The 15,356-nt window shown below is 58.7% G+C and carries 16 protein-coding genes, 1 tRNA gene and 3 pseudogenes; 7 read left to right on the plus strand and 13 right to left on the minus strand.

The window, feature by feature from the left end; translation table 11 throughout:
- Positions 1-69: 69 nt before the first annotated feature.
- Positions 70-1,440 carry a transposase gene (locus NLM27_RS42975; protein WP_254149348.1) on the plus strand — a complete coding sequence of 457 codons (1,371 nt, stop codon included), beginning with the start codon at positions 70-72 and terminating at the stop codon, positions 1,438-1,440.
- Positions 1,441-1,757: 317 nt separating this feature from the next.
- On the opposite strand, the gene NLM27_RS42980 is transcribed toward NLM27_RS42975, so the two are convergent.
- The 11 genes and pseudogenes from NLM27_RS42980 to NLM27_RS43030 form a co-directional block, all read right to left on the minus strand.
- The gene (locus NLM27_RS42980) at positions 1,758-2,870 is read right to left on the minus strand and encodes a response regulator (RefSeq protein WP_305887608.1); all 1,113 of its coding nucleotides are present in this window, start codon (positions 2,868-2,870) and stop codon (positions 1,758-1,760) included.
- A gap of 29 nt (positions 2,871-2,899) precedes the next feature.
- A complete protein-coding gene (locus NLM27_RS42990) occupies positions 2,900-3,265 on the minus strand; it encodes a response regulator (RefSeq protein WP_254149349.1) in 366 nt (121 codons plus the stop codon).
- Positions 3,262-4,893, minus strand: a complete 1,632-nt coding sequence (locus NLM27_RS42995) for an ATP-binding protein (RefSeq protein WP_256570474.1) — start codon at positions 4,891-4,893, stop codon at positions 3,262-3,264. Before NLM27_RS42995 ends, NLM27_RS42990 begins: the two co-directional genes overlap by 4 nt.
- Positions 4,841-5,092 (minus strand): hypothetical protein, encoded by a 252-nt coding sequence (locus NLM27_RS43000; RefSeq protein ID WP_254149351.1) that lies wholly within the window; start codon positions 5,090-5,092, stop codon positions 4,841-4,843. The genes NLM27_RS42995 and NLM27_RS43000 overlap by 53 nt, the downstream gene beginning before the upstream one ends.
- Positions 5,089-5,853, minus strand: coding sequence for an ABC transporter substrate-binding protein (locus tag NLM27_RS43005; RefSeq protein WP_254149352.1), 765 nt, complete (start codon positions 5,851-5,853; stop codon positions 5,089-5,091). Before NLM27_RS43005 ends, NLM27_RS43000 begins: the two co-directional genes overlap by 4 nt.
- A gap of 27 nt (positions 5,854-5,880) precedes the next feature.
- Positions 5,881-6,906, minus strand: a complete 1,026-nt coding sequence (locus tag NLM27_RS43010) for an ABC transporter substrate-binding protein (protein WP_254149353.1) — start codon at positions 6,904-6,906, stop codon at positions 5,881-5,883.
- 656 nt (positions 6,907-7,562) lie between these two features.
- Positions 7,563-7,664 carry a hypothetical protein gene (locus NLM27_RS44305; protein ID WP_375142364.1) on the minus strand — a complete coding sequence of 34 codons (102 nt, stop codon included), beginning with the start codon at positions 7,662-7,664 and terminating at the stop codon, positions 7,563-7,565.
- 255 nt (positions 7,665-7,919) lie between these two features.
- Positions 7,920-8,601, minus strand: a pseudogene (locus tag NLM27_RS43015) (alpha/beta hydrolase family esterase); the annotation flags it as partial.
- Between the two features lie 328 nt (positions 8,602-8,929).
- Complete coding sequence (locus NLM27_RS43020) at positions 8,930-9,094, minus strand: Thivi_2564 family membrane protein (protein WP_254149354.1); 165 nt, start codon at positions 9,092-9,094, stop codon at positions 8,930-8,932.
- A gap of 214 nt (positions 9,095-9,308) precedes the next feature.
- Positions 9,309-9,386 (minus strand) — tRNA-Thr (locus NLM27_RS43025).
- 122 nt (positions 9,387-9,508) lie between these two features.
- Entirely contained in the window at positions 9,509-9,688 is a 180-nt protein-coding gene (locus NLM27_RS43030; protein WP_254149355.1) for a hypothetical protein, read from the minus strand.
- Positions 9,689-10,475: 787 nt separating this feature from the next.
- On the opposite strand from NLM27_RS43030, the pseudogene NLM27_RS43035 reads away from it, so the two are divergent.
- A pseudogene (locus NLM27_RS43035) lies at positions 10,476-10,607 on the plus strand (NAD(P)-dependent oxidoreductase); the annotation flags it as partial.
- A gap of 188 nt (positions 10,608-10,795) precedes the next feature.
- On the opposite strand, the gene NLM27_RS43040 reads toward NLM27_RS43035, so the two are convergent.
- Both NLM27_RS43040 and NLM27_RS43930 read right to left on the minus strand, forming a co-directional pair.
- On the minus strand, positions 10,796-10,975 hold the full coding sequence (locus tag NLM27_RS43040) for a hypothetical protein (RefSeq protein ID WP_254149356.1): 180 nt from the start codon (positions 10,973-10,975) through the stop codon (positions 10,796-10,798).
- Positions 10,972-11,385, minus strand: a complete 414-nt coding sequence (locus tag NLM27_RS43930) for a hypothetical protein (RefSeq protein WP_309144819.1) — start codon at positions 11,383-11,385, stop codon at positions 10,972-10,974. The genes NLM27_RS43040 and NLM27_RS43930 overlap by 4 nt, the downstream gene beginning before the upstream one ends.
- A 140-nt stretch (positions 11,386-11,525) precedes the next feature.
- On the opposite strand from NLM27_RS43930, the gene NLM27_RS43050 reads away from it, so the two are divergent.
- From NLM27_RS43050 to NLM27_RS43070, 5 genes and pseudogenes are all read left to right on the plus strand, one after another.
- The gene (locus tag NLM27_RS43050) at positions 11,526-11,984 is read left to right on the plus strand and encodes an Hsp20 family protein (RefSeq protein WP_254149357.1); all 459 of its coding nucleotides are present in this window, start codon (positions 11,526-11,528) and stop codon (positions 11,982-11,984) included.
- Positions 11,985-12,065: 81 nt separating this feature from the next.
- Positions 12,066-12,555 (plus strand): annotated as a pseudogene (locus NLM27_RS43055) (Hsp20/alpha crystallin family protein).
- A gap of 76 nt (positions 12,556-12,631) precedes the next feature.
- Positions 12,632-13,042, plus strand: a complete 411-nt coding sequence (locus NLM27_RS43060; RefSeq protein ID WP_254149358.1) for a hypothetical protein — start codon at positions 12,632-12,634, stop codon at positions 13,040-13,042.
- A 927-nt stretch (positions 13,043-13,969) separates the two neighbouring features.
- The gene (locus NLM27_RS43065; protein ID WP_254149359.1) at positions 13,970-14,185 is read left to right on the plus strand and encodes a DUF6894 family protein; all 216 of its coding nucleotides are present in this window, start codon (positions 13,970-13,972) and stop codon (positions 14,183-14,185) included.
- Between the two features lie 600 nt (positions 14,186-14,785).
- Positions 14,786-15,001, plus strand: a complete 216-nt coding sequence (locus NLM27_RS43070; RefSeq protein ID WP_254149360.1) for a response regulator — start codon at positions 14,786-14,788, stop codon at positions 14,999-15,001.
- Positions 15,002-15,356: the final 355 nt, after the last annotated feature.

Genomic DNA, 15,356 nt, shown 5'->3' on the forward strand with positions numbered 1-15,356 from the left:
AAAGTCAGTTGAGACGAGCTGGCAAGCGTGATTCCGTTGTGTTGACGCGAATCGCGACGAGGTCGATCCATGATGGGCCGTCTGAAGAGTGACCAAGGTCAACTGTTCTACGAGTTTCATCTCAGCGACGCGGTTCCCGAAGATCATCTGGTGCGGAAGATCGACACTGCGCTCGATCTGTCTTGGCTTCGCAGCGAACTAGCTCCTCATTATTCGCCCATGGGTCGCCCGTCGATCGATCCGGAGCTGATGATCCGGATGCTGATCGTGGGATATGTCTTCGCGATCCGCTCGGAGCGGCTGCTCTGCCGTGAAGTGCAGGTGAACCTCGCCTATCGGTGGTTCTGCAAGCTCGGTATCGAGGATGCTATCCCGGATCATTCGGCCTTCTCGCGGGCCCGCAATGAGCGCTTTCGCGAGGGAGATGTCGTTCGTCGCGTGTTCGAACATATCGTCGAGGCGTGCATTGTGGCCGGTCTGGTTGGTGGCGAAGGTTTTGCGGTAGACGCGAGCCTGATCCAGGCAGATGCCAACAAGCAGCGCTCGATCGCGGGTCAGGATTGGCGCAGGGATCGCGATCCGGCGAGGTCAAGCCGCGCGGTGAAGGAGTATCTGGCAACCCTCGACGATACGGCGTGGGGTGCGGCCAGTGACGTTGTCCCGAAGTTCATCTCGCTGTCCGATCCCGCGGCCCAGTGGACCGGAGCTCACAAGGGACCAGCATTCTTCGCTTACTCCGACAATTATCTCATCGACGTGAAGTTCGGCGTCATCGTTGATGTTGAGGCGTCCCGCTCCATTCGCCAGGCCGAGGTCGGAGCGGCGAGGACAATGATCGAACGAACAGAGGAGCGCTTTGGTCTCAAGCCGGAACGGCTTGTCGGGGATACCGCTTACGGGGCTGCTCCGATGCTGAACTGGCTGGTCGAGGAGAAGGGCATCGCGCCACATATCCCCGTGTTCGACAAGTCGAAGCGAGATGACGGTACCTTCTCGCGCAGCGACTTTCGATATGATCCGACCAGCGACGTCTACCACTGCCCGGGCGGAAAGCGGCTCGGGACGAGTGGCACCGTGCACGAGGGCAAAACGCTTCTGTATCGTGCGAGTAAGCTCGACTGCGACGCATGCCCGCTTAAACCGCAGTGCTGTCCAAAAGAACCATCGCGCAAGATCCCGCGCGACATACATGAGCACGCCCGGGACGTCGCCCGGTCGTTCGCTGGCACCGAGAGCTTCGAGACGTCGCGACGTCAGCGCAAGAAGATCGAGATGCGGTTTGCGCACTTGAAGCGCATCCTGAGGCTTGGTCGGCTTCGGCTTCGTGGCCCACGGGGCGCCCAGGATGAATTTGTTCTGGCTGCCATCGCACAAAATCTGAGGCGCCTCGCGTCGCTCGTTGCACGACCACCACCCGCTCGTGCTCTGTGCATTGCGTAGCGTAGGAGTTGCGTTGAGAGCGTTAGGGGCGACGGATCAAAGCCGGTCGGCCTTACCGAATGGCCGAAAGATATCCGTCGGTTACAGCCGACTTTTGCAACACAATCGGTCAAAAGCTGACGATTCGGCAGACGGCGCTGCGAGTCAGCTAGGAGCCACAGCAGACACGGCAAGTCTCCCTGCAATGACGTCAACCACAAACGGCTGGGCTCAGGGCGGCGTTCAAATTGATCTCAGATCTCAGGTTCGCTCTCAGTTCGACTGACGGTCGGCCTAGATCGGTCGCTCAGCGCGAATTGATTGATATTGACGCATACTCAAGTCGTCTCAACTACGTTGTAGGCGGTGATAGGACGATGCAAGCCCTTGAGCGTGAGTTCGCCTACCGTCTGTGTCGTCGTTCTCTCGTCGATCGCCGCGCGCACCTTGCTATCGATGAGAATCTGGCCGTCCCGCGCCTCCGCACACAACCGGGCCGCGAGATTGACCACCGTCCCGATCGCGCTGTACTCGGAGCGGCCCTCGAAACCGATAGGGCCAAGCGTCGCATATCCGTGTGCGATACCGATCCCAAAACCAAGTTCGTGGCTTTCCCGCCGCCATTTACAGGACAATTCAGATAGACGGCTCCGCATCGCGACCGCCATTTGCACAGCTCGTGCGCATGGATCGGGACAAGGAATCGGATCTCCGAAAATGACCATGATTCCATCCCCCATAAATCTCTCCAACGTGCCTTCAAACTCATGGACAAGAGAGCCCAAGGCTGTGTGATACTCTCTCATAACGGCCATCACCTCCTCGGGCTCGGCAACTTCTGAGAAAGCGGTAAATCCTCGCAAGTCACAGAAGACTATCGTTACCTGTCTGCGATGGGTCGCCAGGGACTCATTTGGCGAAGAAGAAAGAATGAGTTCTGCGACCTGCGGCGAAAGAAAACGCTTCAAACGACTAACACGTTCGATTTGCGCTATCTGCTCGGCGACACGCACCTCGAGCGTTCTATTCCACGACGCGAGTTCATTCGCCTGGGCTTCCGCTCGATCGTGCAATTCTTTGATGCGGAGCATGGAGTGCACACGCGCAACCAACGCTGCATGGTCGACAGGTTTGGTCAGATACTCGTCTGCGCCTGCGTTAAGTCCTGTGACGACATCCCTTGAATCGGCTCGCGCGGTAACCATGATGATTGGAACAAATCCAAGCGAGGCATCGTGCTTTAATCGCCGGCAGACCTCAACGCCATCGACTTTCGGCATCATGACATCGAGCAGAATGACGTCCGGCGCATCCTCACGCGCGACCGCAAGCGCTCTCTCGCCGTCTTCAGCCTCCCTTGCCTCATACCCCTGCGCGGTGAGCCGCGCGACAAGAATGCAACGATTCGTTTCGTTGTCGTCTGCAATCAAGATTCGAGGCGGATCATGCATTTCTGTTCCCGGTCGAGGCGCACTGGAACCTATGTCAAATATCCATTGATCATTTCGAGTAGTTTTCGTGCGCTGTAGGGCTTCGCGACATAAGCATCGCAACCAGCCGCGCGCGCCTTTTCTTCATCCCCGCTAAGTGCGTAGGAGGTAACGACCACGATGGGAATATGACGGAGGTCCGATTGTGCTTTTATGCGCCGCGTCGCCTCGTAGCCGTCAAGATTAGGCAGCTGGATATCCATCAGAATGAGGTCCGGCTTTTGGCTTCGCGCAGCTATGAGTGCTTCTTCGCCGTCGTACGCTTCAATCATTTCGTAGCCGGCGCTCGCAAGGAGATCGCGCAGAATTTGCCGATTATCCTCCTGATCTTCGACCACCAATACGCGCTTGCTCATGTCTGTGTCGCCTGTTGCTCAAGCCGGGCTTGCACCCAGAAGGAAAATCTTGCGCCGCGACCGGGGCGGGATTCTACCCAGAGCCGCCCACCATGCATCTCCACAATGAGCTTAGCGATGGCGAGGCCCAATCCCGCGCCTCCCTTTGCCTTGGTGATCGAATTGTCGACCTGCTGAAATTCTTGGAAGATCTTTGCTTGATCGGTTTCGTCAATGCCCGGACCCGTGTCCTGGACGGAGAATATGTAAGAGTCCCCTTTGGCCTCCACCTCGATCCGAACTTCTCCCGCCTCCGTAAATTTGATGGCGTTACCGACAAGATTGAGCAGAACCTGGGCAAGCCTGCGCTCGTCTCCCCGCGCCGGCGGTAGACCATTGGGAACGGCAATTCTCAATTCCAAATTCTTTTCGGCCGCGAGAGACTCAACCGAGGTATAAACACCACTAACCAGTTCTTCCACAGAATAGTCGGCCAAAGAGAGGCGAAGCTGTCCAGCTTCGATCTTGGAGAGGTCGAGGACATCGTTGATCAGCCCAAGCAAATGTCTGCCGTTCCGTTGGATTCGTTCAAGGGCTGGCCGCATTTTGTCCGGAGGGTTGCCGTATATGCCGTCCAGCAGGAGCTCCGAAAAGCCGAGTACCGCGTTCAGCGGCGTCCGCAGTTCATGGCTCATGTTTGCAAGAAACTGCGATTTGTGCCGGCTCGCCTCCGCAAGATTTTCGTAGAGCTGTTGCAGCTCTTTGCAGGTTAAGTTGACGTGTGCCGCAAGCTCCCCAAGTTCGTCCCGATTGGGAACCTCAATGCGCTGGCTGAAGTCACCGGCTGCGATTCGATTCAGACCGTCGTGGATAATGCGAACTGGGTCAATCACAGATCGGGAGATCGCATGTCCCAATACCAGCGTAAGTATGAAACTTGCGAGCGCGACGGCACCGACAAGTATTTGAGATCGGGCATAGGTTTTCTGGCTCGCATCTATGCCAGCCACCATGTCAGCTTCAGCCCGGTTGACCAATTGATTGGTCAACCGTTCCAACTTGTCCGCGAGAGGGCTGAGCTCCCGGAGTTCGCTCTGCTTGGCCTCAGCCGTCCGCCCATTGCGGATGAGATCGACAATGTGGGCGACTACAGCAATGAAGCGGCCGTACTCTTCGCGCAATTGATTGAGCAGCGTCACTTCATCTTTGGCGACGAACGAGACGCGGTCAAGGTCGTAGCCAAACTGGTTGATCTGCCGCAGCGCAGCGGCCAATGTCGTTTCGTTCGGAAAGGCGAGAGCCGTGGAGACGACGTAAAGCTGTCGAAGCGTTGCGTGTTGCATTTGTCGGTAGGCTTCGATCTTGTGCTGCAGGGCTACGACCTGGTTCGTCCTCTGATCTGCTTCGCGCAAGGAAAGAAGGCCAATTAGCCCAACCGAAACCAAGAGCGCCTCGATGACGAGGAAGGCCATCAGCAACTTTGTGCGTAGTGAGGGTCGCGAAGCGAAGCCGAATAGACCATACTTCACGGACGCGCTGCCTCCACTTGCTCGCGACGTTGCAGCGAGCTCGCGTTGACCAAGAAACGAAGCCGGGTCAGCTTCCAAGTTCACGTCGAACCTCGTTGAGGAACCGCCAATCGACGGCATCCGTGATAAGTTTCGCTGGGTTCGATTTCAGCATCTTCGCTTCGCGCAGACGAAGTGCGTAAAAGCGGATGGTATCTTCGGGATCGTAGTCTCGCCAGCGGTTGTAGGGTACGTCCGCAAGTGTCTGAACCGCATAATCGTGGCGGGGCGTGAAACCCCTGTCTACCATGCGCTGGGCAACCAGAGCCGGTTCGCTCACGCACAAATCCGTCGCGCGCAACATGGCACGAACCACGCGCTTGGTGGCGAGGGATTCTTTCGGACGAATTCGCGGTTACCCGCCAGCATGCAGCAAAAATACTGTGACCATGGGCGATCCAGGGCACTGTTGACGATAACATGGCCGATGTGCTGCGCGCGCAAGCGCTGTGGTTCGGGAGGAAATCCGAGGAAGGCATCGATCTTGCCCGCGGCAAACAACTCGATCGGTTTGACTGACGCGCTCGTCACCCACTCGATATCCTTGGCAGGATCGAGCCCGACAAGGGTTGCCATCGCGCTGATGAAAACGTGCGGGCTACTTCCGACCCCTTGCTGGCCTACCGTGTGACCCTTCAGATCAGCGACGCTGCGTATGTCCTCCTTGGCGAATAGTTCAAAGCAGCCAACATGAACCCCAGCCACAACGGTAATGCTTGCACCCCTATCGATCTCAAGAAGAAGTGGACCGGAGAAATGCAAGGTGAAATCGATGTCGCCCTTCGCAATTGCTTTGGTTTGCTCCACGCCGGCATCAGAATCTACGTAAACGACGTTGGTGAACCCCTCGGCATTCAAAAGGTCGCTCAGCACGTACTGCGGAGCGATACAGATGCTGGGATTCTTCGCCAAACGGATTGTCGTTGTCTCTGGTGGCGGATTGGGTTGTTCGGCCCTGAGCCGCGCGGTGGCGGTCCAGATTAGCCCGATGGACGCAGCGCAAGCCCCAGTCAACAGCAAGTCGCGACGGCTCGTATGCATAGGAACCTCCTCGATACCGCCTCGGAATCAGCCTCCAAGTTCATTTCGAACTTCGCTCAGGAATCGCCAGTTGGTCCCATCCGCGATGAGTTTCGCGGGGTTTGATTTCAGCATGCCTGCTTCGCGCAGACGGAGCGCGTAAAAGCGGATCGTGTCCTCGGGATCGTAGTCGCGCCAGCGGCTGTAAGGCACCTCCGCAAGTGTTTGAACGGCGTCGTTCAAGCGGGCTGTGAACCCTCTTTCTACCATGCGCTGCGCAGTAACAGCGGGCTCACTCACGCATAGATCCGTCGCGCGCAGCATGGCGCGAACTAACCGTTTGGTGGCCACGGGGTTCTTCCGGACAAATTCCCGATTCCCGGCCAACATGCAGCAAAAATACTGCGACCAAGGGCGGTCCTGCGCGCTGTTGACGATAACATGACCGATGTTCTGCGTGCGCAGACGTTGAGGTTCTGGAGGAAATCCAAGAAAGGCGTCGATCTTTCCCTCGGCGAACAGTTCGATCGGCTTGACCTTCGCGCTCGTCACCCACTCGAAATCCTTGTTGGGATCGAGTCCAACTAGTGTAGCCATCGCGCTCAAGAACACATGCGGGGGCGACTCTAGCGATTGAATGCCGACGGTTCGACCTTTCAGGTCGGCAACGCTGCGTATGCCGTCCTTGGCGAATAGCTCGAAGCAGCCGACGTGAATCCCGGCCAAAATTGTAGTGCTCAAGCCCTTATCGATCTCAAGAAGAAGCGGACCAGAGAAATTTAAGTTGAAGTCAACATCGCTTTTCCAGTTCGCTTTGTCTTGTGACGCACCACTACCGATGTACGTGCCGGTTTCGACATAAACGACGTTGGTGAAACCCTCGGCATTCAGCAGGTCGCGCACCACGTAGACAGGAGCGATGCAGATGCTTGGGCCTTTCGCGAGGCGGACTGTGGTGGTTTCTGGCGGGGGCTCGATTTCTTCGGCCTTGAGCCGAGCGGCTGCACTCCAGAATAGAGCCGCGGAAGCGGCGCAGACTCCGGATAATAGGAAATCGCGACGGTTGGCAAACATCGGAACCTCCTCGATAACACCATTGCAAGTAACTGCGGGTGCGTCGGACCGATGTGATTGCGTGGGACAATACGTCCCAGCGGCACGAAGATAGCATGGTAAAGATGTGTCGGATATGACCGGGCGACTGACGTTTCCGGGCAGATAATCTTAAGGGTCGATGTCTTGTAAGGCATTGGCTGCTACGGTCGGCATGAACGCGCGTGCGACCCAGCGTCTGGGGCACTGTTATCCGTCGGCGCTGCTGGCAGGACAATCAAATTGGCAAGCCCGGTCGACCGAGTTGGTCGCGAAGCTCGTTTTGATCAATCTCCACTCAAGCTAGGCTGTAATTGCAACGGATCAAGCGAGGCCAGAGAGAATTTCGCTGATGAACGACTCTTCTGGCGACGAGGTACTCTTGAATTCCGCTAGTATTCTCCCGTTCCAGCTTAAGCTTTAGTTCTTGGTATCTCATCCGATCCACTGGGTGCTGTCGCAGGTACTCGAAAGAGCAACATTCTGTCGATCTGCATGTGGATATGAAGTTTGTGCGTCGGGACACCCGCCACATCGCGATTGAAGAAATGATGGCCCTCCGACAGATCGCCTCCGCATCGATCGCCCAACGCTTCAAGCGATTGCGTCCAATCTTCGAATCGCTCCGGCGAGCGTGATCACCGCAAGTATTCGATTTCGCCTTTCGCGGCTGGGTTTGGCACGGCGGTGCTTCTAACGTGATGGATTTCCACCAGGACTGACCCGAAGATAGGTCGCAGGCGCGCTTCCTCCTTCGCATATTCTTGTGACCGCCTTGGATCATACGGCTTATTGGGCTAGTGAGCGGCATGCGCCAAATCCTAGCCGAGATGCAGACTTGCGTGCTGGTTGACTTACGCTCCGGGTCAAGAGCGGCGGTTAAGGCCAGTGTCGCCCGGCGTCACGTCTACCGCCGATAGGCGACATCACGTTGGGATCATCAATGTTCGGCTAAGGGCCGCCCACAAGCCGACTGAGCGCCCTGTGAAGCCAGATTACCCACCGAGCGAATGCTCGAGGAAGAAGCGCAGCATTTCCCTCGTCGCATCCGGTCCTTGCGGATCAGTGTAGGATCCGGGTGGGGTTGCCGCCTGACCACGCGTGTCCGGCGCCATCGATGTTCCAGTGTTCGGCGATCGCCCGACCGGCCCCGTCGATCAGGATGGTGCGAGTATAGGCATGGCCGTGGGGTACGCGTCCGCGAAGTACCTTCGTCGTCGGCCTCGTTGCCCTGGCGGACTGCTCGATTATCTGATCGCCATTCTTTGGATGAACCGTAGTGTCGCGATCGCCATGGAAAACGATGGTCGGCACAGAAGTGTTGCCATCCGCAATTGCCTTGGAGCCGCCTCCCTGCCGCATGGCGACGAACGCGGAGGGAAGATCGCTCGCGGCTCCGCACGCGAGGCCTGAATGAATACCGACCGCCGCATACAGGTCGCTATACGTTGCGCCCATGATGGCGGCGGCGGCCCCGCCGGCCGACAGACCCGCGACGTATACGCGCTTCGGATCGATCGCATGGTCGCGCATGATCTGGCGGGTAATGCCGGCGATCATCGAGGGCTCGCCCCCGCCGCGGCGCTGGTCGCCCGTGCGAAGCCAGTTCCAGCACTTCGAATGGTTGGCTCCGCTGGGCTGCGGTCGCCGATTATGGCGAGCCAGGAAGCGTAGCCGCACCCTATGACGAAAGCTAGAGTGGAAGCTGATAAATCGGAAGATCGATGTAGACGTTACTCGTAGGTCCAAAGGGAGCACCTCTACAGGGCAAGCATGATGCAGTTCTGGCGCGCGAGATGAGGCGCTACAAGAATGGTGGGACAACCTGACCCGGCTCCAACGGTACCGAGCAGCCACGGAAGCGCGCTCGAGGGGGGTTGGTCTGGCGCGGATCGATCAGGGTTGGCTTCGACAGCGAATTCTTCCGGCAGCAATCGCGTAACCGGCAGATCCGGTTGCTCAAGCTGCGGATTGAGTGGGCGACCGGCGTCTGCCCAGGAACGGCCTAGACGACAGCTGCACCAGGTATGTAGGGGAGCAGCGAGAAGATCGCGATGATGACCACGACCGCGAACGCAATGTTCTTCCAAGGCTGCTGCAACGGCAGCATCTGGATGAAATACAACACTAACCCGAGCACCAAAATCGTGATGAGGAGTCCGATCAGCATGGCAGCCTCCTTGGCTGCCCAGTGAATTGCCGATATGTTGGAATGTTCCGTGGTGCCCCGGAGAGGAATCGAACCTCCAGATGAAACGGTTTGCCGGCGGCCTTTACCGTTTGGCTACCCGGGCAATGGTGCGCGAGGAGGGATTCAAACCCGTCATTCCGAAGAACCGGTACCTAAGTCCGGCGCGTCTACCGTTCCGCCACCCGCGCGTTGATGGTGCCCGCTGCGTCGGTTTGAACGCGCGACCTGTTGTTTACAAAACAGCTGCTCTGCCAAGCTGAGCTATGCAGGCGGAAGCTTTCATCAAAACATGCGCTGCCTGAAACCGCCGTTTGCCGCTCCACTGAAGGAGACCGGCACCGGTCTGCGGATCGCCTTATGCGGCAGGGGCGACCATCCTGAAGTCCAAACAGGTCACGTCGCGCGCGGACCCTCCGGCTCAGCGCGGTTGAGGTAGTCGAGATAGATCTGGCGGGCTTCGGCCTCGGAGATGCGCCGGCGCGCCACGACGGTGCGCACGAAGGCGAGCGCTACCGGGGAAGAAAACGTCCTGTCGTCGCGCTTCTCGAGTCCTGGATTGGTCTGTTGGGTCAATGCCCTTCTCCGCCTGATCTGGCGGAGGGAGAGTCCCGACCGCCTTACGCTCTTGCTAGTGGTGTCAAGAGATTTTCGGGCTTCGTCAGATAGCTCGGACCTTGTCCCGTCACGCACATGCGCGACCAATCGCACGACCGAATAAACAGCAGCGCGGCGGCGGCTGGTGCGACGATATGTGAGCGCAAGCTCGACACGGGTTTGGTCCTCAGAGCGCCGACGCAACCGTCGGCAGATTTCGATGGGACAGCGTTATGCGCAGCGGTTTCCGAATCCGTCAAGAGCTCGCGAGCGCAAAAGTTTCAACCACCTCTGCCAGTGGCCCATGCGGTGTCAAATGCCGACTAACCACCACAAGATATTGAAGATTCGACTCGGGCCGATAAGGCGGCATAAATCTTCGCATGGCCGAGCCAACCCTCACCCGCAAGCCGCACGACAACCCGCACCTCGAGGCTTGGACGTCTATTTCGGGGACGTGCGGATCGGCAACATCAGGGAGCGCGCCGGCGTCCTGAAGGACGTCGACCGGTGGAGCTAGTAAACTCGAACTCTATCCTGGCACTGATCACGGAGCGACATTCGAAGAATGGCGATCCGCTTTCGAACTCGCCTGGCTCGCACTCAAGCCGACGCTGTCCGAGTCCGCCTATGAGCCGGTGGCCGAGACGACCGCGACGATACCGCGTGGAAGTACCGAATGTGGAAGGAGAAGGTGCTGCTTCTCGTAGCATCAGGGTAAGCGTTGAGCCGGTTGTCAGGCTCTCGACTCGCGGAGAACGACCTGATGCCCGACTATCTGAAACCGCCGTAGCCCAGTCAAAGCCAGCAGATGCCCGGCTCGACCGCGAAGATGAACCTTCGTCCCGATCACGGCGAGACCAGCTACAAAGGCTCGGGCCGTCTCCAGGGTAAGCGGGGCGCCAGCAAGCCCAGCTCACGTCCGATGAAGCCATCGGCCTTGTATCGGGTTCCCGCACAACTGCACTCCGAGCCGACATGACCACCTCTCCTCGGGCGGCGCAGACAGCCCACTTCCATCGGCCGCGTCCGCGCCGCCGGAGCATGACGTCGAACCCGCAAAGCGATCATCGCCGTGGCGAGAAGTCAGGCAGCGACCCCATTCAGTAGGCCGGCCTCAAGCTGGTCGAGAAGCCTCTGCTCGCGTTCGATCCGGCTGAGATATAGCTCGCGCTCCCGCTCGGTCTTCGCGTTCGCCAGCAGCAGGCGATAGTGGTCAATGACCTTCTCGCTGCCGTGGATCAGCAAGGTCCGGACGTCAGTCATGACGCCGCCCTCACGCTTGCCAGCTCGGGCGATCGTTCGGGCAGAGTGAAGGCGACCGGGAAAGTCCTGGAAGCCAGGGCTGCCAGTGCGGCCTCCTCCTCGAAAAGACGCCGTTCGACGAACTGGCGTTCGAGGTCCGACAGCTTGGTATTCTTGAGCCGTCGATACCGGTGGATGTTATTGCGGTGCGCACGGATACGGGCAAGATCTTCATCGATCATCATCGCCACTCCTGACGGTCTTTCATATCCTTCGGTTCGAGAAACTGGGAAGCGAATTCCCGGCGCGAAAATTATTCGGCGCGAAACCGCTGTCAAGATACCGGTCGTGCGCCGCACCAAATACCGGACCAGCGTTAACCAAATCACCGCGCGTCGAAAAATTTTCGAACGGCCCTCTTGAATCGCCATTGGGCTTTTCTAAGTCGTTTTTCGCCGCGAGTGCGGTGTGCCGGACGCCTCCACGGGTCCAGCACGGGCGTCGGCCGGCAGGTCCTCGGACCGCCGTCTTGCGCTTCTTGTAACCATCTTGCTCCTAGGAGGACTTGGATATGAGAACCACTTTCGACTTCGCGCCCCTGTGGCGCTCCACCATCGGCTTCGACCATCTGGCCGGCCTCGTTGACAGCGCGCTGCGCCAGGCGACCGAGGACAATTACCCGCCCTACAACATCGAACGCTCCGGCGAGGACCACTACCGGATCACGTTGGCGGTGGCCGGCTTCGGCGCCGACGACATCACCGTGACCGCCGAGCAGAACGCGCTGACCATCGAAGGCAGGAAGCCCGACAAGGCGGCCGGCGAATTCCTGTACCAGGGCATCGCCGCGCGTCCGTTCCGGCGCGTGTTCAACCTAGCCGACTATGTCCAGGTCAAGCAGGCGTCCTTCCAGGACGGGCTGCTGATCATCGATCTCGTCCGCGAAGTGCCAGAGGCCATGAAGCCCCGCCGGATCCAGATCGCAGGCGGCAGCCCGACCTCGGCACAGATCGAGCAGAAGGCGGCCTGACACCGATCGAAAGGATCGACGGAGGAACGCGGCCGGCGCAAAACCGGTCGCGCTCCCTGTCGCTTGCAGAAGGAGAGCATCATGGCAGTTCGAGATCTCATTCCCTGGTCGCGGAATCAGGAGCTTGCGCCGTCGCGCAGCTACGATCCGTTCACGGCGCTTCACCGCGAAATGAACCGTCTTTTCGATGACGTTTTCCGCGGTTTCGGCGGTCCAGGTCTGGCTCCCCTTATGGAAGGGCACTTCGGCTGGGCCCAAGCTTGAACTGGGCGAGACCGACAAGGTGCTGACCGTCACCGCCGAACTGCCTGGCATGACGGAGAAGGACGTCCAGATCGAAATCGCCGGGGACGTGCTGATCATCCGCGGCGAGAAAAAGGCCGAGCGTCGCGAAGAAGGCAGGTACTTCACCGAGCGCAGCTATGGCGCGTTCGAACGGCGGATCCCGATCGACGATGTCGAGGAGGATAAGGTCGAGGCGTCGTTTAAGAACGGTGTTCTGACCGTCTCGCTGCCAAAGTCGGAGAACTCGCGGTCGGGCGTCAAGCGGATCGCCATCAACACCCATTAGCGACCCGGACGGCGGCCCGGCCGCCGTCCGGCAACTCGGATTATCCCCCCAAGAAGGGAGCGTAAGGGAGACCACGATGACCAATGCCACGACCAATTCCGGTAGTCTGAATTCCTTCGTCCACCCCGCCGCGCACTACGCGTCTCCGGACGACGTGCTGAACGACACAACCCTTTCCGTCCCGGAGAAGCGGATCATCCTGTCGTCTTGGGCGTCCGACATGTTCGCGGTCGAATCCTGTCCCGCATTGCGTGAGATACCCGGCATGGGCCACGCCATCCGGCTTGCCGACATTCTAGCTGCGCGGCGATTCCTGGACGGCGAGGACGATGATCCGCCTCGCCCCGGCGGCGTTCCGATGCGACTGCGGCGGCCCAACGCCGCCGCAGAAGCACAGCACGGACCTTTCAAGCAAGCCGCTCCTTCGGGTCATAAGTGGCGCATAAGACAAACGGGCCCGTCGCCCACTTTACCGCCGACATTTTAAGATCATTATGGTTCAGCTAGGGCCATCACGCTGATCTACTCTCTTCATCTGTGAAATGACCAGAAGCCAGTTTAGCGGCGTGCCCTTCCCGTTTGAAGAGAACAATTAGCACGCCGAACAGCGGGGGGAACGCAGCCTCACCCAAAGGAAGAACTGCGCGTCCATTTGATTGCTGCGACGCAACTTGCTGAATGTAAGAGGCGCGCTCTTGCCGGACTTGCCAGAATTTCCCGGTGGGCCCAGCGCTGGGCGATATCTAGGAAGCACCGACTGACGATGCATCCCTTCTGCTATTTACATGATGCCGTACTCTTTCGTGAACGTCTTGAAATGCTGGCTTCTCAGCTGGGCAACTGGAAGAATTGAGGATGCGAGTGCTTTTAGCCGAGCAGACGATGGAGGGAACCGGAGCAGACCATATGGCCAGACGGCTAAAGACCTCCGGCGGGGATTGGCAGGAGGCGTACAGTCTGAACTAAGGCCAGAAGCTGAAAGACAACGGGGCCTCCAATCGGCGGTCCCGGCGTCTCGCCTATACTTCGCTGCCAATTGATCAATGAGCTGCCTCTTGTGGTGTGTTCGGGACTTCCATCGAGGAAGAGGGGGCCCCTGACTGGGACATCGCAGCGACAGCCGCATGATATTCATCATCAGTTCCCTTGCTCAAGGCGCGTTTCTCGTCCGGTTCGAGAGCTTCTCTGAGCGAGCATAACATCGCCATCCGCCAAGCCCACCAACGGAAGGAATCACCACCCTTTTCCGAGCCGCTCGCAATTGTCGATCTCGTTGATGTTAGCGGACGTTCCTCGCCCCGATGCGCTACCGCCTCACTCCTTTGGCACTCTCGTCCCCGTCAGGAGCCGTCTACAGCATCAAGAGCGGACTCTTGCCCAGGAACCCGCGTGACAACACGTTCGTTCTGGCTGGATGGCACAGTATTCCTTCAAGGTCTCTAACGGCGACCTTTCCTACGAGATGCAAGAATTGCCGGACGATGAGACGGCTTGGCGAGAGGCGGTTAAAACTGTGAAAGACATCGAAACCAATCTACATTCCAGCGGCGGCAGCTGGTCCCTCGTTGTCACTCGCGAGGGCGATCCACTTTATCGGATCGACGTACGCGTGCAGAAGTTCGGCGGTTAAGTCGCGATCTGCATCATGATCTGCCCCGAAAGAGAGTGATTTCCGTCAATCTCGATGGCTTGCCGTCGTCACTAAACGGCCCCCTCGCCTCTCGTTCCTGACCGATGATCGGGTACATGTGATCGACGACGCATACGGCCTGAACAACATCGCGACGCGTTCTCATTTGGACCACATCAGCAATGCCCATCATCTTTCCGCAAACCAGCCTTGCTTCAGTTCCAAGAGGTCCTCATTGTCCCGATTGACCTGTTCACGGGCTTCTCCCAGCGATTGTTCGAAGCTCGGTGGAAGAGCTGGGTCTGCTCCTGCCGACCTTTGAGATGCAACCGTCCCTAACAAAATTAGTAACAGCGGCAGAATGGACCGCGTCACAGACTCCAGTTCAGCTTTGAGGCTGCGCGCAGCTATGCGCTTCAGTCCTTCTTTCCTAGGCCTTAAAGAGGGCAAGAGCAAAAGGCCCCCCAGGGTAGGACCGGGGCCTCGCGGCGCGCAGGGGTACATCCGCCCTGTCGCGCTATCAAAAAGAACGACGCCCATCCTGAACAGGATGAAGCGAGGCTTCATCAACAAAAGCTAGTCGGGATGTCGGAATCGGCCATGCTGCTGGTGGAGGATGGATCCCTCCAGCGCGAGATCTTGGCTGACCTTCTCAAGGATGAAGGTTTCGAGATTGTCCAGTGCGCAAACCGCCAAGGCTGCGGAGTTGATTGTGGCCGCGACCCCGCAACGAATTCAGAGCGCTCTTTACAGATCATAAACCTGGCCGGATGGATGACCGGCGGCGAGTCGGCGGAGTTTGCCCGACCCTGCTGATCGTTGTGATGTCGGGCACTCACACAGCATCGCTTCCGCCCCCGCACGATTTTCCTGCATAAGCCGTTTCCGGCGGCACGCATCCTGAACGCCGTGATCAGCTAATGAGCTGTCCCAGCGCGCAGGCTGCTCTTGGCAGGAGACGGAGCTTCGTGTGCACGTGAGCTCGCAGCACTGATCCAAGGCACGGGGGCTTGCCATCCTGCGGAATGCGATGTGCGATCCCGCCTAGCGCCGCCGCGAGATCAGGATGCCGATCACCAAAGCCGCGGCCAGCAAGGCGGAGCGGCGCGGTGATGACGATCTCCCGTGTCGATTGATGGAGAAGGTCAGCGACGAGCAGTGCCGGCGTTGA

This window comes from Bradyrhizobium sp. CCGB12 (assembly GCF_024199845.1).
In the GTDB taxonomy this organism is placed as follows: Bacteria; Pseudomonadota; Alphaproteobacteria; order Rhizobiales; family Xanthobacteraceae; genus Bradyrhizobium.